Source organism: Micromonospora palomenae, assembly GCF_007829925.1.
GTDB lineage: Bacteria > Actinomycetota > Actinomycetes > Mycobacteriales > Micromonosporaceae > Micromonospora > Micromonospora purpureochromogenes.
This window is the reverse complement of sequence record NZ_VIXA01000002.1, coordinates 1,529,625-1,551,995: the sequence shown is the minus strand read 5'-3', so window position 1 is coordinate 1,551,995 and position 22,371 is coordinate 1,529,625. Positions and strand designations below refer to the sequence as shown.

Annotated in this window: 15 protein-coding genes; 6 read left to right on the top strand and 9 right to left on the bottom strand. The window is 75.2% G+C overall.

Translation table 11 applies throughout. The features are described 5' to 3' along the window. Positions 1–170: 170 nt before the first annotated feature. Together FHX75_RS18315 and FHX75_RS18310 are read left to right on the top strand one after the other, a co-directional pair. Entirely contained in the window at positions 171–2,738 is a 2,568-nt protein-coding gene (locus FHX75_RS18315; protein ID WP_154941359.1) for an FtsK/SpoIIIE domain-containing protein, read from the top strand. After that, positions 2,735–3,469, top strand: coding sequence for a hypothetical protein (locus FHX75_RS18310; RefSeq protein ID WP_425463498.1), 735 nt, complete (start codon positions 2,735–2,737; stop codon positions 3,467–3,469). Before FHX75_RS18315 ends, FHX75_RS18310 begins: the two co-directional genes overlap by 4 nt. Before the next feature lie 59 nt (positions 3,470–3,528). Here FHX75_RS18310 and folE read toward each other — a convergent pair whose 3' ends face one another. The 4 genes from folE to FHX75_RS30875 all read right to left on the bottom strand — a co-directional run bounded on the left by folE (position 3,529) and on the right by FHX75_RS30875 (position 7,485). Beyond that, on the bottom strand, positions 3,529–4,194 hold the full coding sequence (gene folE, locus FHX75_RS18305; protein ID WP_154941358.1) for a GTP cyclohydrolase I FolE: 666 nt from the start codon (positions 4,192–4,194) through the stop codon (positions 3,529–3,531). A 35-nt stretch (positions 4,195–4,229) separates the two neighbouring features. After that, positions 4,230–6,233, bottom strand: a complete 2,004-nt coding sequence (gene ftsH, locus FHX75_RS18300; RefSeq protein WP_154941357.1) for an ATP-dependent zinc metalloprotease FtsH — start codon at positions 6,231–6,233, stop codon at positions 4,230–4,232. Between the two features lie 438 nt (positions 6,234–6,671). Then, entirely contained in the window at positions 6,672–7,247 is a 576-nt protein-coding gene (gene hpt / locus FHX75_RS18295; RefSeq protein WP_154941356.1) for a hypoxanthine phosphoribosyltransferase, read from the bottom strand. Positions 7,248–7,347: 100 nt separating this feature from the next. Continuing rightward, the gene (locus FHX75_RS30875) at positions 7,348–7,485 is read right to left on the bottom strand and encodes a hypothetical protein (protein ID WP_170285400.1); all 138 of its coding nucleotides are present in this window, start codon (positions 7,483–7,485) and stop codon (positions 7,348–7,350) included. 150 nt (positions 7,486–7,635) lie between these two features. On the opposite strand from FHX75_RS30875, the gene FHX75_RS18290 reads away from it, so the two are divergent. Further along, entirely contained in the window at positions 7,636–8,598 is a 963-nt protein-coding gene (locus FHX75_RS18290) for a GlxA family transcriptional regulator (RefSeq protein WP_154941355.1), read from the top strand. 239 nt (positions 8,599–8,837) lie between these two features. Here the strand turns inward: FHX75_RS18290 and FHX75_RS18285 are convergent, their stop codons facing one another. From FHX75_RS18285 to dacB, 4 genes are all read right to left on the bottom strand, one after another. Further along, on the bottom strand, positions 8,838–10,472 hold the full coding sequence (locus FHX75_RS18285) for a gamma-glutamyltransferase family protein (protein ID WP_154941354.1): 1,635 nt from the start codon (positions 10,470–10,472) through the stop codon (positions 8,838–8,840). Between the two features lie 148 nt (positions 10,473–10,620). Next, positions 10,621–11,676 carry a tRNA lysidine(34) synthetase TilS gene (tilS, locus tag FHX75_RS18280; protein WP_154941353.1) on the bottom strand — a complete coding sequence of 352 codons (1,056 nt, stop codon included), beginning with the start codon at positions 11,674–11,676 and terminating at the stop codon, positions 10,621–10,623. Positions 11,677–11,686: 10 nt separating this feature from the next. Then, a complete protein-coding gene (locus FHX75_RS18275; RefSeq protein ID WP_154941352.1) occupies positions 11,687–12,754 on the bottom strand; it encodes a zinc-dependent metalloprotease in 1,068 nt (355 codons plus the stop codon). 66 nt (positions 12,755–12,820) lie between these two features. After that, the gene (gene dacB / locus FHX75_RS18270) at positions 12,821–14,296 is read right to left on the bottom strand and encodes a D-alanyl-D-alanine carboxypeptidase/D-alanyl-D-alanine endopeptidase (RefSeq protein ID WP_342799360.1); all 1,476 of its coding nucleotides are present in this window, start codon (positions 14,294–14,296) and stop codon (positions 12,821–12,823) included. Positions 14,297–14,896: 600 nt separating this feature from the next. On the opposite strand from dacB, the gene FHX75_RS18265 reads away from it, so the two are divergent. Further along, positions 14,897–15,403: an inorganic diphosphatase gene (locus tag FHX75_RS18265; protein WP_154941350.1), complete on the top strand. Its 507-nt coding sequence runs from the start codon at positions 14,897–14,899 to the stop codon at positions 15,401–15,403. 52 nt (positions 15,404–15,455) lie between these two features. On the opposite strand, the gene eccD is transcribed toward FHX75_RS18265, so the two are convergent. Further along, entirely contained in the window at positions 15,456–16,856 is a 1,401-nt protein-coding gene (eccD, locus tag FHX75_RS18260) for a type VII secretion integral membrane protein EccD (protein ID WP_154941349.1), read from the bottom strand. A gap of 101 nt (positions 16,857–16,957) precedes the next feature. Here eccD and eccCa point away from each other — a divergent pair, with 101 nt between their 5' ends. Further along, positions 16,958–20,911, top strand: a complete 3,954-nt coding sequence (gene eccCa / locus FHX75_RS18255; protein WP_154941348.1) for a type VII secretion protein EccCa — start codon at positions 16,958–16,960, stop codon at positions 20,909–20,911. Positions 20,912–20,986: 75 nt separating this feature from the next. Next, positions 20,987–22,348, top strand: coding sequence for a type VII secretion-associated serine protease mycosin (gene mycP, locus FHX75_RS18250; RefSeq protein ID WP_154941347.1), 1,362 nt, complete (start codon positions 20,987–20,989; stop codon positions 22,346–22,348). Positions 22,349–22,371: the final 23 nt, after the last annotated feature.

Sequence of the window (22,371 nt, the reverse complement as noted above, 5' to 3'; positions counted from 1 at the left end):
CCCCGCACCCAATGCCCCAGATCCTGCGGATCGTGACAGGACGAACCCGTGACGTGAGAGTTCGCCACGCTTTGCGACAAGACGATCCCGCACCGCCGCGCTTCCCGGGCGAGCGGTCGGACCTGGGATACCGTCGGTGCTCGGGGAGGTTTCCAACCTCGGAAAGAGGGGTGGACACGGTGGCCGGTCCGAAGTCGCGTACGAACCGTGCCGCCGCCCTGCACCGGCGGGCCGCCGCCACCGCCGTGGCCGCCGCCGGGGTGCTCGACGAGACCCGCCCGGCCCCGGCTGACCAGCGCCGACAGTACGAGCTGGCGGACCGGCTGCGGACCGCGGCGGCGGTGCTCGCGCCGGGCTGGGCCGGCGCCCCGCTGGACACCCTGCCGCCGGACACCCCGGCCGGCGAGGAGAACCCGCCGTTCGTCCGGGTCGGCACCGCGGCCCCGTTGGACGACGCCCGTTTCCCCGCGCTGGTGCCGCTACTCGGCGCCGGCCACCTGACGCTCGACGTCGACGCCCGGGAGCCCCGGGCGGTCGGCCTGCTCCGGGCCGTACTGCTGCGGCTGCTGGCCGCGACGCCGGCCGGCTGCCTGCTGGTACGCGCGGTGGACGGCGCGAGCGCGGGCGACACCTTCGCGTCCTTCGCGCCGCTGGCCGACGCAGGCCTGCTGCCGCCGCCGGCGGTGGACGTGGCCGGCCTGCGGGCGGTGCTGACCGAGGCCGAGCAGTGGGTCTCCCCGGGCACCGGCCGGCCCCGCCGGCACGACCGCACGCTGCTGCTGGTGATCGCCGGGCTGCCGGAGCTGACCGGACCGAGCGACCTGGCCCGGATCGAGGCGCTGGCCGCCCAGGGCCGCCCCGCCGGCCTGCACCTGGTGGTCGCCGGCTGGCCCCCACCCGGCCCGTACGCGGCCCGCCTGCCGCTGCCGGAGGCCACCCGGCTGGAGCTGCGGACCGCGTACGCGCTGCTCGGTGATCCGCCCGGCAGCCCGTTCGGTGGGCCGGGCGGCGACGGGCCGGGCGGCCTGAACTCTCCGGTCTTCGTGGACGAGGACCCGGGGCCGGACCTGATCGGGCAGGTCTGCCGGCGGTTGGCCGCGCAGGTGGAGGAGGGGTCCCGGCTCTGCCTGGCGGAGCTGCTGCCGCCGCCGCAGGAGCCGCTCTGGCAGGCCGGCTCGACCGACGGGCTCTCCACCACGGTGGGCGACGCGAACGGGCGGCCGGTGACCGTCGGCTTCACCGAGCTGACGCCGCACTGGCTGGTCAGCGGTCGCTCCGACGCCGGGCGGTCGGCGTTCCTCACCAACGCGCTGCTCGGCCTCGCCGCGCGGTACGGCCCGGACGAGCTGGTGCTGCACCTGGTGGACCTCGGTGACGGCGAGTCCTTCGTGGAGTTCCTGCAGACCGAGCGGGACCGCTCGTGGGTGCCGCAGGTCCGCGCCGCCGCGATGGCCGCCGACCCGGAGTACGTGCGGGACCTGTTCGACCAGTTGGCGGCGGAGACCCGTCGGCGGGAGGAGGCGGGCGCCCGGGCCGGCGGGCAGCGCTACGCGCAGCTGCGGGAGCACCAGTCGCTGCCCCGGATCGTCTGTGTGATCGACAACTTCCCGTTGCTGCTGACGACCCGGGATCCGGTCGCCGCCGACGTGCTCGCCCGGCTGGACAACCTGGCCCGCGCCGGGCGCGCGTACGGCATCCACCTGGTGCTGGCCGGCGCGGGTGACCTGGGCATCGGGGCAGGGCCGGCGCCGCGCGACTCGGTGCTGGGCCAGTTCCCGGTGCGGGTGGCGCTCTCCGGTGGCGGCGCGGTGCTCGCGCCCACCAACGACGCGGCGGCGGGCCTGGCGGTGGGCAGCGCGGTGGTCAACACCGCGGGCGGGCTGGGCGGGCCGCGCGGTGCCACCCGGGGTCACGAGCGGCTGGTCCGCTTCCCCGACCCGCACGACGCCCCGGAGACAATCGAGCAGCTCCGGCACCGGCTCTTCGAGGCCCGCCCGGAGGGGACCATCCCGCCGGTGGTCTTCGCGGGCTGGGCCCGGCCGCTGCTGCGCAACGACCCCCGGTTGCGGGCCGCCCTGGCCGGCCGGGCCGGTGGGCCGGCCGCCCTGCTCGGCCGGGCGGTGGACGTGGCCCGGACGACGGTCGCCGTCCCGCTCGGCCCGGTGGCCGGCCGCAACCTCGCGGTCCTCGGGGCGGGTACGGGGGCGGCCGGGTTGCTGGCGAACGCCGCGCGGAGCACGGCTGCCCACCATCCGCCGGGTGCCGCCCGGTTCGTGCTCGCGCCGCTGGCCGAGGGGTCCGCCGCGCTGGCGGCCGGGTTGGCGACCGAGCTGGCGCAGCGGCAGCGGGTGGAGACGGTCGACGCGGCGGGCCTGCTGGCGGCGATGGACGGCGACGGGCCGGCGTACCTGGTGGTGTTCGGGGTGGACCTGGCGACGGCGGAGGAGCTGCCGGTGGACCGGTTGCGCACGCTGCTGCGCGAGGGTCCGCCCACCGGTATCCACCTGCTGGGCTGGTGGCGGACGGTGCCGCCGTTCGCGGCGCTGCTGGAGCCGGACGGCGAGGTCGACAAGCTGGCCGCGGTCGCCGCGGTGGACGTGCCGGGGGCGATGCTCGGCGCGGTCTTCGGCCGACCGGTGGAGTGGCGGCCCCGCCCCGGCCGGGTGGTGCTCTGGGACGGTCCGGGTGAGCGGGGCACGGTGCTGGTGCCCTTCGCCGACGGGGAGGAGCCGGCGTGAGCGGGCGCGACGAGCGGGCCGGCGCGGCGGGCGTCGACGAGGCGTCCCCGGCGGCGCCGGTCCGGCAGCGGATCGGGACCGAGCCGGTCGGCGCGGTGGCCGCCGCCTGGACGGACTACCTGGCCGCCGCGCGGCAGCTGGACGGGGTACGCCGCGCCGCCGCCACCGCCGCCGCCGAGCAGGCCCGGGCGGTGGAGGCGGCCCGGGAGGAGCTGGCCGGGCTGCATGCCCGGTTGGCGCCGCAGCAGGCCGGGCTGCGCGAGCTGGGCGTACCGGCGATCACGTTGACCCCGACGCCGCCGGAGCTGACCGAGGCGGCCCGGTCGATGGTCGGTGGCCCGGCCGCCGTGCTGGCGGCGTTGCGGGTGGCCCGCGGCTGGGCGGACGCGGCCGACGCGACGCTGGCCGCGCGGGGTCCGCTGCGGCCGGCGGCCTGGCCGCCCCGGGCCCGCAACCTGCTGGTGTACGGCCCGTTGGCGCTGCTGGTGCCGATGGTCCAGCTGATCGTCCTCGCGGTCGCCGGGGCGGGCGTGGCGAGCCTGGTGGCGCTGGTCGTCGGGCTGCCGATGCCGGCGGTCGCGTTCGGGGCGGGCTGGGTGGCGGTGGGTCGGCTCTTCCCGCCGCGCGCGGGTGAGCGGCTGGACCGGACGCCCCGGCTGGGTGCGCTGACCTGCCTGCTCCCGGCGGTGGTGACGGCGAGCGTGATCATGCTGGCGCTGCTGGCCGGCTGAGACGGACCGGCCGCCCCGCCCCCACGAGGGAGCGACGCGGCCGGTCGGGGTGCTACGGGTCAGCGCGGGATGATCAGGGCCATCGCCTCGGCCCGCGACTTCGCGTCGTGCTGGAGGGTGCCCCGCACCGCGGAGGTGATGGTCTTGGCGCCACTCTTCTGGATGCCGCGCATCGCCATGCACATGTGCTCGCACTCGAGCACCACGACGACGCCGCGCGGCGCCAGCTTGCTCATCAGCAGGTCGGCGATCTGCGAGGTGAGCCGCTCCTGGACCTGCGGGCGGCGGGCGAAGACCTCGACCAGCCGGGCCAGCTTGGACAGGCCGGTGATCCGGCCGTCCGGCCCGGGGATGTAGCCGATGTGTGCGCTGCCCCGGAACGGCAGCAGGTGGTGCTCGCAGAGGCTCATCACGTCGATGTCCCGGACGAGCACCAGCTCCTGGTGGTTGGCCTCGAAGGTGGTGCTGAGCACCTGGGCCGGGTCGACCCGGAGACCGGCGAAGAGTTCCGCGTACGCCCGGGCCACCCGGGCCGGGGTCTGCTGGAGCCCGTCCCGGTCGGGGTCCTCCCCGACCGCGATGAGGATCTCGCGGACGGCCTTCTCGATCCGGCCGAGGTCCATGGTGTCCTCGATCGGGCGGCCGGTCAGCTTGCCGCTGATCAGCCGGGCCGCGACGTAGTCCAGGGCCTCGTCGCCGTCGGGCTCGGTCGACGAGGCGGCCAGCCCCGAGTTCTCAGGGCTGGCCGCGGCGTCCGTGTTCAGTGGGAACCGTCCGAGTTGTTCGAGCCGCCGACCGAGGCGCCGTCGGCCTGCGCCTGGGCCTTGAGCTTGTCCTTCTCGGCCGGGGTGAGCACCGGGGGCTCGGTGGAGGGCTGACGCTTGCCGAAGCCGTTGTAGGGGGCCATCGGCGGGCGCTTCGCCACCCGGGCGCAGATCCGGGCCATGTCGGCGGTGGAGAGGGTCTCCTTCTCCATCAGCTCCAGGACGATGTTGTCCAGGACGTCCCGGTATTCCACCAGGATCTCCCAGGCCTCGTCGTGGGCCAGCTCGATCAGGGCCCGCATCTCGCCGTCGATCTCGGCCGCCACCACGTCGGAGTAGTCCCGCTCGTGGCCCATGTTGCGGCCGAGGAACGGCTCGTCGCCGCTGGTGCCGTACTTGATCGCACCGAGCTTGGAGCTCATGCCGTACTGGGTGATCATCGCGCGGGCCAGCTGGGTGGCCTTCTCGATGTCGTTGCCGGCGCCGGTGGTCGGCTCGTGGAAGACCAGTTCCTCGGCGGCCCGGCCACCCAGCGCGTACGCCAGGGTGTCGACCATCTCGGCGCGGGTCTGGGTGTACTTGTCCTCGGTCGGCAGGACCAGGGTGTGGCCCAGCGAGCGGCCACGGGACAGGATGGTCACCTTGTGCACCGGCGCCGCGTGCGGCAACGCCCAGGCGACCAGCGCGTGGCCACCCTCGTGGTACGCGGTGATCTTCTTCTCCTGGTCGCTCATCACCCGGGTCCGGCGCTGCGGACCGGCGATCACCCGGTCGATCGACTCCTCCAGGGAGTCGTTGGTGATCGCCCGCTGGTCCTTGCGGGCGGTGAGCAGTGCCGACTCGTTGATCACGTTGGCGAGGTCGGCGCCGCTGAAGCCCGGGGTACGCCGGGCCACCGAGTCGAGGTCGACGTCGGGGGTGAACGGCTTGCCCTTGGCGTGCACCCGCAGGATCGCCTTGCGGCCCTCCATGTCGGGGGCGTCCACCGGGATCTGCCGGTCGAAGCGGCCCGGGCGCAGCAGCGCCGGGTCGAGGATGTCCGGCCGGTTGGTGGCGGCGATCAGGATGACCCCGCCCTTGGTGTCGAAGCCGTCCATCTCGACGAGCAGCTGGTTGAGGGTCTGCTCGCGCTCGTCGTGGCCGCCGCCCATGCCGGCGCCACGGTGCCGGCCGACGGCGTCGATCTCGTCGACGAAGACGATCGCCGGGGCGTTCGCCTTGGCCTGCTCGAAGAGGTCGCGGACCCGGCTGGCGCCGACACCGACGAACATCTCCACGAAGTCGGAACCGGAGATCGAGTAGAACGGCACGCCGGCCTCGCCGGCCACCGCGCGGGCGAGCAGCGTCTTACCGGTACCGGGCGGGCCGAAGAGCAGCACGCCCTTGGGGATCTTGGCGCCCAGGGCCTGGTACTTCGCCGGGTTCTGCAGGAAGTCCTTGATCTCGTGCAGCTCCTCGACGGCCTCCTCGGCCCCCGCCACGTCCGCGAACGTGGTCTTCGGCGTGTCCTTGGTGATCATCTTCGCCTTGGACTTGCCGAAGTTGAGCACCCGGGAGCCGCCGCCCTGCATCTGCGACATGAAGAAGATCAGCAGGAGCACCAGCAGGGCGATCGGGAGCAGGTTGACCAGCAGGCTCACCCAGATGCTGTCGGACGACACCTTGGCGTCGGCCGGGCCGGTGACCCGGTTGGCCGCCTTCGCCGCGAGGACGTCGTTCCAGACCTCGTCGCCGACCTCGTACGGGAACTGGGCCTCGATACGGTCGGTCGTGGTGTCGCCGAACTTGGTCTTCTCGGCCAGGTTGAGCTGGAGCGTCTGCTCCTTGTCCTGGAAGACGACCTTGTTGATCTTGGCAGTGTGGAGCTGGTCGAGCGCAACGGAAGTGTCCACGCGGTGGTAGCTGGGACCAGCGGTGAACAGCTGACTGAGCACAACGGCGCCGAGGATGACCAGGATGATCCAGACCACCGGTCGGCGGAAGAAACGCGTACGTTCCATGCTGTTGTCGAGCGCCGAGACGCCCGCATCCTCCTGATCGACGTCCTGACCGTCTGAATGGTGTCGCCGCGTTGGCGGCGCCGAGCCGCCGTGCGGGCCGGCCTCGACCCCGAGGCGCGAACTGCCGCGCCGCGGTCATTCGACGGTACACCGTGTGCGCCAGGAGTGAGCTTCTGAGCCCAGCACTTACGCGGACGGCGAACCGGGGTTCAGCCGGCGTGGCGGGAGCTCCGCACCCGGCCACCCGACCGCCGGTCACACACCAGTCGAGGGGTCGGGGGTGGAGATTGCCTCCACGCCACCGGCACCTACCGTAGTCCGATTTGCTGAGAGCCCGCTGAACGTCCGCTCGATGGACACCGATACGAGCAGCTCTCAGCCGACCGGGCGGGACCACCGCCGGGCCGGCGGCGGGCGCGGACCCGGCCGGCGACGGGCTCAGGCCCGGGCGTAGACCTCCGGCTTGAGCACGCCGACGTAGGGCAGCTCGCGGTAACGCTCGCCGAAGTCGAGGCCGTAGCCGACCACGAACTCGGTCGGGATGTCGAAGCCGACGTACTTCACCGGGACCTGGACCTTCACCGCGTCCGGCTTGCGGAACAGGGCGACCACCTCGACGCTGGCCGCGGAGCGGGACTCCAGGTAGCGCAGCAGCCAGGAGAGGGTCAGCCCGGAGTCGACGATGTCCTCGACCACGACCACGTGCCGGCCGGCGATGTCCCGGTCCAGGTCCTTGAGGATGCGGACCACGCCCGAGGAGGTGGTGCCCTGGCCGTACGAGGAGACGGCCATGAACTCCAGCTCGGCCGGGGGGCCGTGCCGGCCCAGCGCCCGGGCGAAGTCGGCCATGAACATGACCGCGCCCTTGAGCACGCAGACGAGCAGGAGTCCGTCCTCGACGCCGGCGTAGTCCGCCGAGACCTGCTTGGCCAGTTCCGCGGTCTTCTCGCGGATCTGCGCCTCGGAGATGATCACGTGATCGATGTCGGCGTCGTACCAGGAGCCGTCAGCCATGACTCCTAGCCTGCCGTACGCCGGCTGGCCTCCGTCGGCGGGGCCGCCCCTTTTGGAGCGGTCCCGCCAGGGATTTTTTCGGCAATCCGGACCAATCACCTCAGCAGGTGCGGGACTGCCAGCGGCGGCCCTGGTCGGTCGGCTTCCAGTCGGCCGAGTCGTGGCTGTCCGCGGTGAGGCCGACGGCCGAGGCGACGGCCAGACCGACGAGGAAGAGCACAAGCAGCAGGAGTTCCATGGCGGCGCTCGCTTTCGCGTTGTTTGGACTGTTATCGCCGCCGGTGCGCACCGGACTGGTACCAGTTTCCGCCCGCCACCCGGAACCGGACAGTGGCAGGAATGCCATTGCCCCTCGATTTCCTGCCATCACCAGGGTTACCCTCGTCACATGCTCCGATCCGTCGCCGTCCTCGCGCTCGACCAGGTCGCCCCGTTCGAGCTCGGCGTGCTCGCCGAGGTCTTCGGCACCGACCGCACGGCGGACGGGTTCCCCGGCTACCGGTTCACCGTCTGCACCGCCGACGGCGGCCCCGTCCGCACCTCCTCCGGCTTCGGGCTGACCCCGCACGCCGACCTCGGCCCGGTCGAGGAGGCCGACCTGGTCGCCGTGCCGGCGCACAGCCAGGGCGGCCCGGTGCCCGAGCCGGTGCTGGACGCGCTGCGCCGGGCCGCCGACCGGGGGGCGTACCTGCTCAGCGTCTGCTCGGGCGCGTTCGTGCTGGGCGCGGCCGGGCTGCTCGACGGCCGCGAGTGCACCACCCACTGGCGGTACGTGGACGAGCTGCAACGCCGGCACCCGGCGGCCCGGGTCCGGTGCAACTCGCTCTACGTCGCCGACGGGCGGGTGCTCACCAGCGCCGGCACCGCCGCCGGCATCGACGCCTGCCTGCACCTCGTTCGCGAGGAGCACGGCTCCGCCACCGCCACCCGGCTGGCCCGCCGAATGGTCGTCCCCCCGCACCGCGACGGCGGCCAGTCCCAGTACGTCGAGGCGCCGATCCCGGTCACGCCGGAGGCCCCCACGTTGGAGCCGGTGCTGAGCTGGCTGATCGGGCACCTGGACCGGCCGACCACGGTGGACGAGCTGGCCGCCCGGGCCGGCATGTCGGCGCGGACCTTCGCCCGCCGGTTCCGGGCCGAGACCGGCACCACCCCGCACGACTGGCTCACCAACCAGCGGGTGCTACTGGCCCGCCGGCTGCTGGAGGAAACCAAGCTCAGCGTCGACACCGTCGCCGACCGGGCCGGCTTCGGCGACGCCGCCGCGCTACGCCACCACTTCACCCGCCGCGTCGGCACCACCCCCCACGCCTACCGCACCACCTTCCGCGACCGGGTAACCACCACCTGACCCAGCCCGGCCCGCCACCAAGCCAGCACCGGCCGATCACGCGCCGACGACCGGGCGAAGGAACCCGGGCATTCGGCGCCACCGCCACCACCACAGATGACCCCACCCACCGACGCGGACCACCCAGCCCGACCCGCACGGGTTTCGCCGGAGCCCGACCCGCGCAGGGATCAAGCCTGACCGCCCGGAGCGGGTCGGGCTCCGGCGAAACCCACCCCGCGCCCCACGAACCGGAAGAGTCAGAACCCGACAGCAGCCCCGTCCACCCGAGACTCCGACCCCACCACGTACCCACCGGACGAAGCGCGCCACAGCGCCTGCCCGTACCCGAAGACCGAAGGCTCCTCCGCGACGGTGACCTCGTGCCCCCGCGAGCGCAACCCCGCGACCAGGCCGGGCACCGCCGCCAGCGTCGGCTCGACCAGCAGGGTCCGGCCGGCGTGCCAGTACCAGCGGGGAGCGTCCAGCGCGGCCTGCGGGTCGAGGCCGGCGTCCAGGGTGGCGGAGACCAGCTGGACGTGCCCCTGCGGCTGCATGTGCCCGCCCATCACGCCGAACGGTCCGACCGGCGCGCCGTCGCGGGTCAGGAAGCCCGGGATGATGGTGTGGAAGGGCCGCTTGGCCGGCCCGACCACGTTCGGGTGCGCCGGGTCGAGACGGAACCCGATGCCCCGGTTCTGCAACGCGAAGCCGTGGCCGGGCAGCACCACCCGGGAGCCGAACGCCAGGTAGGTGGACTGGATCAGGCTGACCATCATCCCGCCCGCGTCGGCGGTGCACAGATAGACGGTGCCGCCGCGCTCCGGGTCGCCTGCCACCGGGTCGCCGGCCCGGTCGGTGACCAGGGCCCGCCGGGCCGCCGCGTAGCCGGGGTCGAGCAGGGCGGCGGTGGGCACCGAGGCCCGCTCCGGGTCGGCCACGTGCGCGTGGGCGTCGGCGAAGCCGAGCTTGACCGCCTCGATCTGGCGGTGCAGCCGCTCCCCGGCGTCGAGCGCGGCGACATCCGTGCCGGCCAGGATGTTCAGCGCGAGCAGGGCGGCGATCCCCTGCCCGTTGGGCGGCAGCTCCCAGACCTCGTGCCCCCGGTAGCGGGCGCTGACCGGGTCCACCCAGGTAGAAACGTGCCGGGTCAGGTCGTCACCGGTGAGCAGGCCACCCGTGCGGGCCGCGTGCCCGTCGAGCGCGGCGGCGATGTCACCCCGGTAGAAGTCCTCCGCGCCGGTTTCGGCGATGCGGCGCAGGGTGCGGGCGGCGTCCGGGTTGCGCCACCGCTCGCCGGGGCGGGGCGCCCGCCCGTCGATGGTGAACACCCGGTCGAACTCGGCGTACTCCTCGCCGCCCGGCTCGACCCGCGCGGCCAGCGCCCGGTCCCAGGTGGCGGCGGTCCCGGTGGCGACCGGGTAGCCGTGCTCGGCGTAGGAGATCGCGTCGGTGAAGAGCTCCGCGAAGGGCAGCGACCCGAACCGGTCGTGCAGGTCCCGCCAGCCGGCCGGCGCGCCGGGCACGGTCACCGGCAGCCAGCCCCGGGCCGGCATCGCCGGACCGCGCGCCTGCGCGCCGCCGAGCGCGTCCACCGCCGCCGGCGCGCGCCCTGCGGTCGCGGTGAGCACCACCTCCCGGGTCAGCGCGGCCGGGGATCGGCCGGAGGCGTTCAACCCGTGCAGCCGCTCGCCGTCCCAGACGATCGCGAACAGGTCACCGCCGATGTCGTTGGAGGGCGGCTGCACCACGGTGAGCGCGATCGCCGTGGCCAGCGCGGCGTCGACGGCGTTGCCGCCGCGCCGCAGCACGGCCAGACCCGCGGCCGCCGCGAGCGGCTGGCTGGTCGCGACGGCACCGTTCGGGGCGAAGAGCGGCTGTCGGGGGTACGCCATCCGCCATGTCTACCGCCTCCGGCGGCTCCCGGGCAGCGTCGGCGTCGCCCCGTCATGATCGGAAAGCAGAAACCGACACGACACGCCGTCAGATCCGCCGGAGAACGTCACCCGATCATGGATCCGACTCAACCGGCGACGACGCGTTTCAGCCGGGCCCTCCGCCGAGCGGGAGCAGTCGGCCGGCCCTGCGAGCCACCCGCAGCCCACCCGGCAGGTGCGTCGCGCCTTGCCCATGCCAGTCGGTGACCAGCGCTTCCAGCGCGGCCACGTGCCGGTGCGACAGGGCGGCCGGCGACGCGCCCAGTTCACGAGCCCAGGCGTGCAGCACCCGGGTTCGCACCGCCGTCGGCAAGGCGGCCAGGGCCGCCACGGAGAGCCCTCCGCCGACAGCCCGCACGCCGACGACCACCCCACCACCGACGGGCCCGTCCCCGGGCGACGCTTCCCGGGCCGGGGCGGCGAGCGCGGCGGCGGCCAGGTCGTCCAGGGCGGCGGTGTCGGCGGCCACCAGGCGGGCGGTCCGCGCCAGGTTGTCCAGCACCCCCGGACCGAGCGCCCGCAGCAGCACCGGCAGCACGTCGGCGCGCACCCGGGCGCGGGCGTACGAGGGGTCGGCGTTGTGCGGGTCCTCCCACGGGGTCAGCCCGAGCGCGGCGCACGCCTTGCGGGTGTCGTCCCGGGTGACGTCGAGCAGCGGGCGCAGCAGCGGCACCCCGTCCAGGTCGCGGCGCTCGGGCATGCCGGCCAGCCCGCGCGGTCCGGCGCCCCGGGCCAGCGCGAGCAGCACCGTCTCGGCCTGGTCGTCGCGGGTGTGCCCGACCAGCAGCGCCGCCGCGCGGTGTCGCCGGGCGGCGTCGACCAGCGCCTGGTAGCGGGCCTCGCGGGCGGCCGCCTCCGGGCCGCCGGGGCGCCCGGCCACGGTCACCGGCACCGCCTCGACCGGGTCGAGGCCGGCCTCGACGGCCCAGCAGGCCACCGCCTCGGCCCGCCCGGCGGAGCCCTCCTGCAACCCGTGGTCCACGGTCACCAGACCGGCCCGCCGGCCGAGCCGGGGCGCCACGAAGGCGGTCGCGGCGGCCAGGGCGAGCGAGTCGGCCCCGCCGGAGCAGGCCACCAGCACCGGCCCGTCGGCCGGCAGCGCGGTCAGCGCGCGGCGGACGGCGATCCGGATCGCGGCGACCGGCGGGGCGAGGGCGGCCACGGCCGTCCGCTCAGCCGGCGGTCGGGGTGGCGCCGGCCGGCCCGTGCACCCGGGCCACCCAGGCGTCCGGGTCGCCCAGCTCGTTCAGCCGGGGCAGCGTCAGCGGGGAGCTGAAGATCTTGTTGAAGCCGTCCATGCCGACCCGGTCGACCACGCCGTGCACGAACTTCCGGCCCTCGGCGTACTGACGCATCTTGACGTCGACGCCGAGCAGCCGGCGGATCGCCTTCTCCAGCGGGTTGCCGGCCTCACGGCGGCGGTTGAACCCCGCCCGGATCCGCTCCACGCTGGGGATGACCTGCGGCCCGACGCCGTCCATCACGAACTCGGCGTGCCCCTCCAGCAGGGTCATCAGCGCGGTGAGCCGGTCTAGCACGGCCCGCTGGGCCGGGGTCTGTACGATGTCCAGCACGCTGGTGCGGCTCTCCGGGTCCTTGATCGCGTCGGAGAGGGTGGCGACGCCCCGGCGCAGCCGCTCCAGCAGGTGCTCGTTGCCCTGCGCGGCGTCGACGAAGGCGTTGACCTCGCCGAGGAAGTACGCCCGCATCCAGGGCACCGAGGTGAACTGGGTGCGGTGGGTGACCTCGTGCAGGCAGACCCAGAGCCGGAAGTCGCGCGGGTTCGCCTCCAGCTTCCGCTCCACCTCGACGATGTTCGGCGCGACCAGCAGCAGCTGCCCCGGGTCGGCGGAGAACACCTCGTACTGGCCGAGGACCCGGCCGGAGAGGTAGGCGAGCACCGTGCCGGCCTGCATCCCGGTCAGCCGGGAGCCGATCGCCTCGGTGAGCGGCCCGGGACGCTTGTCGCCGGAGAGCCGGTTGACCAGCGGGGTGATCACCTCACGCAGGCCGGCGATGTTGGCGGCCGCCCAGTCCCGGCGGTCCACCACCCGTACCGGCGGGTGCGTCACCTGCGAGCGCAACCCGGTGTAGTCGGCGACGTGCCCGGCCGCCTCCTCGGTGAGCCGTCGCAGGTCGACGACCACGTCGGTGGCCTCGGCGTACGACACCCGGGGGCCCGACTTGCCCAGCGCCCCCGCGGTCGCGGCGGCCAGATCCCAGTCCACGAACTGCGCCATGCACCCACCGTACCCGCGCCGGAACACCCCGGCCCGGCGTGCGAGCTGGGGCTCCGGCGGTCGGGGTCAGCGGCAGCCGCAGCCGGCCAGGGCGCCGGCGATCCGGTCGAGGGCCTGACGGCTGACGTCCGAGTCACCGGCCGGGGCCCGGTCGGTGAGGACCGCGAAGGTGAGCAGCCGCCCCTCGGCCGTGGTGACCAGCCCGGCGATGGCGTGCACCCCGGTCAGCGTGCCGGTCTTGGCCCGGACCACCCCGGCACCGGCTTCGGTCGCGTCGACCCGGTAGCGGTCACCCAGGGTGCCGGACCAGGCGCCGACCGGCAGGCCGCCGAAGATGGCGCCCAGTTCCGGGTGGTCGCCCTTGCCGGCGAGCGCGATCAGGTCGGTGAGCAGGGACGGGCTGATCCGGTTGTTCCGGGACAGCCCGCTGCCGTCGGAGAGGCTGATCTCGCCGGCCGGCAGGCCCAGCTCGCCGATGACCTCGTCCATCGCCGCCGCCCCGCCGACGAAGCTCGCCGGCTGGTTGCGGGCCAGCGCCACCTGCCGGGCCAGCGCCTCGGCGATCACGTTGTCGCTGTCGCTGATCATGATGTCGACCAGGCGGATCATCGGCAGCGACTCGACCTTGCCCAGCTCGGTGCCGGGCGCCGGGGCGCCGGTGGCCGCGGCGCCGCCGGCCGGCGGGGCGGTGCCCGGGGTGACCTGGGCGTCCCCGCCGAGGCCGAGGAGCCGGGCGAAGGAGCGGCCAGCGGTCAGGTCGGGCCGCGGGACCCGCTCGGCCGCGCCGTGGGTGTCATCGAAGGTCTTCCGGGCCGCCTCGGGGTCGCTGCGCGCGCCGTCGGTCATCAACGCGGTGATCGAGGCGCCGTAGCCGCCGGTCGGGATGTCGTCGTCCCAGCCGGGGCCGTGCACCGGGCCGGGGAAGAGCGAGGAGTCGACGACGACCTTGGTCGGAGCGGTGCCGCCGAGCGCCTGCTTCACCTGCTTGGCCAGCGTGTCGAGGCGGGCCGCGCCGGGGTAGAAGCCCTTGCCGTCCACGGCGAGGGTCGGGTCGCCGCCGCCGACGAGCACCACCTCGCCCGGGTTCGCCCCGGCCACCGCCCGGGTGGGGATGCGGTACCCGGGGCCGCGGGCCTCCAGCACTGTCACGCCGGTCGCCAGCTTGGTCACCGAGGCGGGCACCGTGCCGTCGTCGCCGCCCCGGGCGTAGATCGACTGCCCGGTGGTCAGGTCGGCCACCGAGATGTTCACCCGGCTGCCGAGGGCGGCGGCCCCGAGCAGCGGCTCCACGGCGGCGCGTACCCCGGCGGCGGTGGGCAGCGGGGCGTTGGCGTCGGGGCCGGCGAGCACTGGCGACGGGTCGGGCTCCGGCACCTGGGCGGCGGCGGCCGGCCCGGCGGCGTCGTCGCCCAGCCACCCGGCGACCGGCCCGGGGCGGAGCACCACGGCGACCCCGGCCAGCACGAGCAGCAGCACGGTGGCGAGCACCGCGACCGGCAGCAACCGGCGCCGCCGACGCGGCGCGGGGGGCGGCGGAGCCAGCGGCCCGGCACCCGCCGGCGGCGGGGAGACGGGCACGGAGCCGGCGGCCGGGAAGACCGGACCGGCCGAGGGCGAGACCGGCGCGGCGCCGTAGACGTGGCCCTGGCCGGCGCGGTGGACCTGGCCGGGCCCGGTGCCCGGGGCGTCCCAGGACGGCGGCGGGACCCGGGCCGACCCGGCGGCCGGCGGCGGACCGGACGGCACGCGGGCGGAGCCGGCGGCGGGACGGCCGGGCGGGTTCACGTCGGGGAACCGGCCGGTGTTGCGGGGATCGCCCGGCCAGGCCGGCGGAACCGGCCCCGACGGCGGCTGCCCGGCGCCGGGCCCGGGCGGGGCAGAACGGTCGGACGGGTGCGCACCGGGCACCGGAACGCGTCCGCTCGTGGATCCACCGGACCCGCGCCCGTCAACCCCCTCCGGGCGGTAGTGTGAATCTTCCCTCCCCACGACCCCCTCCTCCCGCCTCCGGAACCAGCCTGGGTGACACTACTTCGGTCCGAAGACTATGCGGCGTCCGGAGCCGGTGGGTGGCCAATCACCCGTACCGGGGGCGTCTGTGGTTCCGTTCAGCCAGCGTGGGCAGACGAGGGAGCGTGGGAGATGGATTTCGACGTCACGGTTGAGATCCCGAAGGGTCACCGAAACAAGTACGAGGTGGACCACGTGACCGGCCGGATCCGGCTGGACCGCACCCTCTTCACGTCGACCCAGTACCCGGCCGACTACGGCTTCATCGAGGGCACCCTCGGCGAGGACGGCGACCCGCTGGACGCGCTGGTGCTCGTCCCCGAGCCGACCTTCCCGGGCTGCCTGATCCGCTGCCGCACGATCGGCATGTTCCGGATGACGGACGAGAAGGGCGGCGACGACAAGGTCCTCTGCGTGCCCTACGAGGACCCGCGCCAGGAGCACCTGCGCGACATCCACCACCTGGGCGAGTTCGACCGGCTGGAGATCCAGCACTTCTTCGAGGTCTACAAGGACCTGGAGCCGGGCAAGTCGGTCGAGGGTGCCACCTGGGTGGGCCGGGTCGAGGCCGAGGCCGAGATCCGCGCGTCGTACCAGCGGGCCAAGGATGCCGAGGAGCGCGGCGACACCGCGCACTGACCAGTACCGCCACGTCGGGCCCGGGCTCACGCCCGGGCCCTTCGTCGTCCGCTCAGCCGAGCAGGCCGCGCGCGGCGTCGTAGAGGCCCAGCACGGCACAGGCCACCGGCACGACGGAGACCACCAGCGCGGTGTCGGTCAGGTCGGCCACCCGACCGACGTACGGCGACACCGGCCGCCGGGCGTACGTGGTGCCGGCTGCCACGGCGGTGAGCGCCACCAGCAGCCCGCCCACGGTCAGCGCCAGCACCCCGGCATCGCCGGCTTCGGCGGCCAGCACCACGCCGAGGACCGCGAACCCGGCCAGCCCGGCCAGCACGGGCGGCACCCGGTGGCGGACCGCCACGAAGAGCCGGGAGCGCAGCAGCAGCACCGCCGAGACGACGGCCACCAGCAGCCGCCCGGCCAGCCCGCCGGTGACGCCGAGCACCAGCGCCGCGGCGAGTGCCAGCGCGCCGTGCCCGATCAGCATCCCGGTCAGCATCTCCTCGGTCCGGGCCACCGCCGCGTGCACCCGCGCCCGGTCGGGCAGGTCCCGCACGCCGTCCGGGCCGCCGGTCGGGCCGGTGGGCAGGGTGATCGGCGGCAGCGGCATCTTGCCCAGCCGGATCGCCAGCAGCGGCAGCCCGCCGAGGGCGAAGACGAGCACGCTGAGCAGCACCGCGGCGGTCTCGGCCGGCCCGAGCAGGAGCCCGCCGAGGGCGGCCGCCGCGCCGACCGCGCCGAGGGTCGCGCCGGCCACGAAGACCCGCAGCCGGGTGGCGGTGCCGAGCAGGCCGAGCACCGACACCAGCAGCAGCGCCACCGCGCCGGCCAGCAGCTCGGGGGCGCCCAGCCAGGGCAGCGGCCGGAACGCACCGACCGGGTCGCCGGAGCTGACCGCGAGGGCGCCGGCCGCCGCGGCGTACGGCAGCGCGTACCCGCCGAGGGTGGCGCCGGTCGGGCCGTCCCCGTACGCCCGGGAGGCGACCGTGCCGGCGAGCGCGAGCAGCAACGCGACGGTGACCGCCAGCGGCCAGCCGGCCCGGTGCTGCGGCCCGCCGGCCAGGACGGCGACCAGCCCGACGGCCAGCGGCACGCCGGCGCCGGCGAGCGCGGCGGCCCGGGTGGCGGCCGGGGACCAGGCGCTGCCGCGCCGGCGGGCGCCGTCGGCGATCGCCTCCACCACGTCGTCGTACTCCAGCTCGGGCCACTCGGCGTGGGCCGGCACGAGGTGCAGCACCTCGCCGTCACGCACCCCCTGCGGGAGCAGCGCCTGCGCGGTCGCCAGCACCGCCCCGTCGGTGCGGCGCAGCACCCAGCCGCCGTGCCGTTCGCCGTCGTCGGCCAGCCCTTCGCCGGCGTGCCGCAGCACCTCGGGCAGCAGCTCGGCGAGGGGCACCTGCTCCGGCAGGGCCACGTCGACGCGTCGTTGCGGAGCGCTGATGGTGACCCTTGCCAGCCCGGTAGTCATCGACTGATCTCCATATCGAGCGGGAGCGGTGGCTGACGGACGACAGGACTTTACCTACCATGAGCCAGGCTCGGGTTACCGAGCGCCACCTTGGAGGGTCAGTGTCCACTGTCGTCATCAAGCGACCGCCGCGCCGTCCGGCGCCGGAGATACCGGTGGGTGAGCTGCCCGTCGAGGCGCCACCGGAGATCCCCGCGGTGACCGGCGGCCGCTGGCAGCAGGCACTGATGGTGCTGCCCATGCTGGGCGGCACGGTGGCGATGGCGATGATGTTCGGCCGGGGCGGCGGTGCCTACTCGTACGTGGTGGGGGGCATGTTCGGGCTCTCGTCGGTGGCGATGCTGGTGACCTCGTGGGGCAGCGCCTCCGGCACCCCGAAGAAGTCGGAGATGATGGCCGCCCGACGCGAGTACCTGCGGCACCTGGCGGCGCTGCGCCGCCGGGTCCGGCAGACGGCCGGGCAGCAGCGGGCCGGGCTCTTCTACCGGCACCCGGATCCGGGCCGGCTCTGGTCGACCGTCGACAGCCACCGGGTCTGGGAGCGCCGGCCGGGTGACCCGGACTTCGCCGTGGTCCGGGTGGCCGTCGGCCCGCAGACCCTGGCCACGCCCCTGGTCCCCCCGGTCACCCGGCCGCTGGAGGAGCTGGAACCGATGACCGCGGGAGCGCTGCGGCGCTTCCTCGACGCGTACTCGGTGGTGCCGGACCTGCCGGTGGCGCTGTCGATGCGCAGCTTCGCCCGGGTCTTCGTCCGCGGTGAGGCGGGGGACCCGCGTGGCGGCACCGGCTCGCCCGGGGCGCAGGCGCTGGCCCGGGCCATGCTCACCCAGCTCGCCGTCTTCCACGCCCCGGACGAACTGCTCATCGCGGTCTGCGCCGGGCCGGAACGGCGGGCGCTCTGGGAGTGGGTCAAGTGGCTGCCGCACGCCCACCATCCCGGCCGCACCGACGCGCTCGGCCCGGTCCGGCTGGTCACCAGCTCCGCCGCCGAACTGGAACGGTTGCTCGACGAGGTGCTGGCCAGCCGGTCCCGGTTCAGCCCGGCCGGCCCGGCCACCGACGGGCCGCACGTGGTGGTGCTGCTCGACGGCGCCGACCTGACCGGGGCGACCGAGCTGGCCGGGGACGGCGGCATCGACGCGGTCACCGTCATCGACCTGGACACCCCGCCGCCGCGGCTGCTCGACCGCTTCGCCCTCCTGCTGGAGCTGCGCGGCGACCGGTTGCACTCCCGGTCGGCCGAGGGGCACGCCGAGGTGGGCACCGCCGACCGGCTCGAGGTCGCCGACGCCGAGGCGGTGGCCCGCCGGCTCGCGCCGCTGCGGCTGGCCACCACCGTACGCGGGGGCGAGACCGCGCCCGGGGCCGAGTTGGGCCTGCCCGACCTGCTCGGCATCGGCGACCCGGAGGGCTTCACCGCCGGGCAGGGCTGGGCGCCCCGCTCGGGGCGGGACCGGCTGCGGGTGCCGATCGGGGTCGGTGCCGACGGCGGCGCGATCGAGCTGGACCTGAAGGAGTCGGCGCAGGACGGCATGGGTCCGCACGGCCTGCTGATCGGCGCGACCGGTTCCGGCAAGTCGGAGCTGCTGCGCACCCTGGTGCTCGGGCTGGCCGCCACGCACAGCTCGGAACAGCTCAACTTCGTACTGGTCGACTTCAAGGGCGGCGCCACCTTCGCCTCCTTCGACCGGTTGCCGCACACCGCCGCCGTGATCACCAACCTGGCCGACGCGCTGCCGCTGGTGGACCGGATGGTGGACGCCATCAACGGCGAGCTGATGCGCCGCCAGGAGCTGCTGCGCCGGGCCGGCAACTTCGCCAGCCTGCGCGACTACGAGCGGGCCCGGGCCGCCGGCACCCCGCTGGCCCCGCTGCCCTCGCTGCTGCTGATCTGCGACGAGTTCTCCGAGCTGCTCTCCGCCAAGCCGGACTTCATCGACCTGTTCGTCCAGATCGGACGGCTGGGCCGGTCGCTCGGGGTGCATCTGCTGCTGGCCAGCCAACGCCTGGAGGAGGGGCGGCTGCGGGGCCTCGACACCCACCTGTCGTACCGGATCGGGTTGCGCACCTTCTCGGCGCTGGAGTCCCGGACGGTGCTCGGGGTGCCGGACGCGCACGAGCTGCCCCGCTCGCCCGGGCACGGCTACCTGCGGGCCGGCACCGACCCGCTGGTCCGGTTCAAGGCCGCGTACGTCTCCGGACCGGTCCGCCGGCGCGGCGTGGCGGGCGGCGGCGGCGCGGGCGGCGGCACCCGGCTGCTCACCTTCTCCACCCACCTGGTGCCGGTGCCGGAGCCGGCCACTGCGGCGCTGCCCGCCGTCGAGGAGGAGACGGAGAACCTGCTCGACGTGCTGGTCGGTCGGCTGGCCGGGCAGGGCCCGCCGGCGCACCAGGTCTGGCTGCCCCCGCTCGACACCGCACCCGCCCTGGACGAGCTGCTCGGGCCGGCCGCCGTCGACCCGCAGCGCGGCCTCACCGTGGCCAACCCGGAGCTGCACGGCGCGCTCCAGGTGCCGGTGGCCGTGGTGGACAAGCCCTTCGAGCAGCGCCGCGACCTGCTCTGGCTGGCGCTGGACGGCGCGGCCGGGCACGTGGCGGTGGTCGGCGGGCCGCAGAGCGGCAAGTCGCACCTGCTCCGCACGCTGATCTGCGCGCTGGCGCTCACCCACACGCCGGCCGAGGCGCAGGTCTACTGCCTGGACTTCGGCGGTGGCGGGCTCGCCGCGCTGCGCGACCTGCCGCACGTCGGCCAGGTGGCGGGGCGGTCCGACCCGACGGTGGTACGCCGGACCATCGGCGAGATCGCCACCCTGCTCGCCGAGCGGGAGCGCCGCTTCGCCGAGCTGGGCGTCGAGTCGATGGCGGCCTGGCGGCAGCGCCGGTCCGGGTTGGCGGGGGCCGGCCAGCCGACCGTCGACCCGTTCGGCGACGTCTTCCTGGTGGTCGACGGCTGGGCCACCCTGCGCGGCGAGTACGACGACCTGGAACCGCTGGTCACCGACCTGGCCACCCGCGGCCTGTCGTACGGGGTGCACGTGGTGGCGAGCGCGGTCCGCTGGATGGACTTCCGGCCGGCCATCCGGGACCTGTTCGGCTCCCGGCTGGAGCTGCGCCTCGGCGACCCGTCGGACTCGGCGGTGAAGCGGGTCGCCGCGGCGAGCGTGCCGGAGAAGTCACCCGGCCGGGGCATCACCGCGCAGAGCCTGCACTTCCTCACCGCGCTGCCCCAGCTGGCCGGGACGGAGCCGGCCGACCTGGTGAAGGCGGTCGCCGGAGCCTGGTCCGGTCCGCCCGCCCCGCGGGTGCGACTGCTGCCGCCGGTGCTCCCGTACGCCGACCTCGACACCTCCGCCGCCACCGGGCTGGCCTTTCCGATCGGCGTGGCCGAGGCGGACCTGCGCCCGGTGGCGGTGGACTTCGCCAGCGAGCCGCACTTCGTCGTCTTCGGCGACGCGGAGTGCGGCAAGTCCTCGTTCCTGCGCGCGCTGGCCACCTCGATCATCGACCGGTTCACCCCGGAGCAGGCCCGGATCATCCTGGTCGACTACCGGCGCAGCCTGTACAGCCTGATCGACGACCCGCACGTGATCGGGTACGGCAGCGCGGCGGCGCACACCGCCGAACTGGTCGAGTCGGTCGCCGGCTACATGCAGGCCCGGCTGCCCGGGCCGGACGTGACCCCGGCGCAGCTGCGGGAGCGGTCCTGGTGGTCCGGGCCGGAGCTGTTCGTGCTGGTCGACGACTACGACCTGGTGTCCAGCGGCCCGGCAAACCCGCTGCGCGGCCTGGAGGAGCACCTGCCGCAGGCCCGCGACATCGGGCTGCACCTGGTGCTGGTCCGCCGTTCCGGCGGCGCCGCCCGGGCCCAGTACGAGCCCATCGTGCAGCGCCTCCGCGAGCTCTCCACCGCCGGGCTGGTGATGAGCGGCAGCCCCGACGAGGGGCCGCTGGTCGGTCAGGTCCGTCCCGGGCCGCTGCCGCCCGGACGGGGCCGGCTGGTCACCCGGCGTGAGGGCGTACGCCTGGTCCAGTTGGCACATCTGCCCCCACCGTGAGCGTGTCCGGCGGAACGTCCCGCCAGGGAGGGGAAAACCGGTAATCTGCCGAGCAGCACGTGTCATGGACGATGAATGGCGGAGGATGTGACCAGGGTTCGGCACGGCTCCCCGACCGCGCTCCACCGGTTCGCCGGCCGGGCGTTGCTCGGTGTCGCGGCGACCGCCGTGACGGTCGTCGGCGTGGTGCCGCCACCGGCGTCGGCCGCCCCGTCCCGACCGGTCACCGTCGCCGCGCGGGCCGCCGGCGCGCCGCTGGCCGAGCCGGGTTTCGTCCCGCTGAAGACCACGGCCCGGGCCGACCGGGTCCGCGACGACCAGTGGCAGCTCGAGGAGTTGCGGGCCAGCACCGCGTGGAGCGCCTCCACCGGCCGGGGGGTCACCGTCGCGGTGATCGACTCCGGGGTGGACGCCTCCCACCCGGATCTGGCCGGCCAGGTGCTGCCCGGCATCGACCTGGTCTCCCCCGCCGGCGCCGACGAGCCGGACCCGGTGGGCCACGGCACCACGGTGGCCAGCCTGATCGCCGGGCGCAACGACGACCGGAAGGGCGTGGCCGGGCTGGCCCCGGGCGCCCGCATCCTGCCGGTCCGGGTGCTCGACGACGAGAACCGCTACGACGACGCGATGATCGTCGCCAAGGGAGTGCGTTGGGCGGTCGACAACGGCGCCCGCGTGATCAACCTGTCCCTGGGCGGCAGTGGCGACAGCCCGGCACTGGCCGCCGCGCTCGACTACGCCTTCGCCCGGGACGTGGTCGTGGTCGCCTGCACCGGCAACCTCGCCACCTCGTCCAGCCCCAAGGTCTGGTACCCGGCCCGGGAGCCCGGCGTGATCGCCGTGGCCGGGCTGGAGGGCAGCAGCGAGAACCTGTGGTCCGGCTCGATCACCGGGCACGCCACCACCCTGACCGCGCCGGCCACCCGCCTGGTCGGGGCCCGTCCGGGCGGGATCTACTGGGGGGTGCAGGGCACCAGTTTCGCCTCGCCGCTGGTGGCGGCGACCGCCGCACTGGTGCGCGCCCGGTTCCCGGAGATGTCCGCCGGGGACGTGGTCAACCGGCTGCTGGCCACCGCGAAGGACATCGGCCCCACCGGCCGGGACGACCGCTTCGGGTACGGCATGGTCGACCCGGTGGCCGCGTTGACCGCGGACGTGCCGCTGGTGCACCGCAACCCGCTCGACGACCAGACCTCCCCCGGCGTGGTCGGCTTCGGCCCGGCGCCCGGGTCGACCGACGACGCCCAGGCCGGTGGCACCGGCTCCGACCCGCTCGGCTTCACCGCGCCCCGGCAGCACACCCGCTGGTCCGCCCAGCCGGCCGGCGCCGAGGACGACACCGCGCCGCGCCGGCTCTGGACCGGCGTGGCCATCCTCGTCGCCCTGGTCACGGGCACCGCGCTGATGATCCGCCGGTTCCGCCTCTGGGGCCGCTGACCCCGGCCTGATCGGCCGCGTCG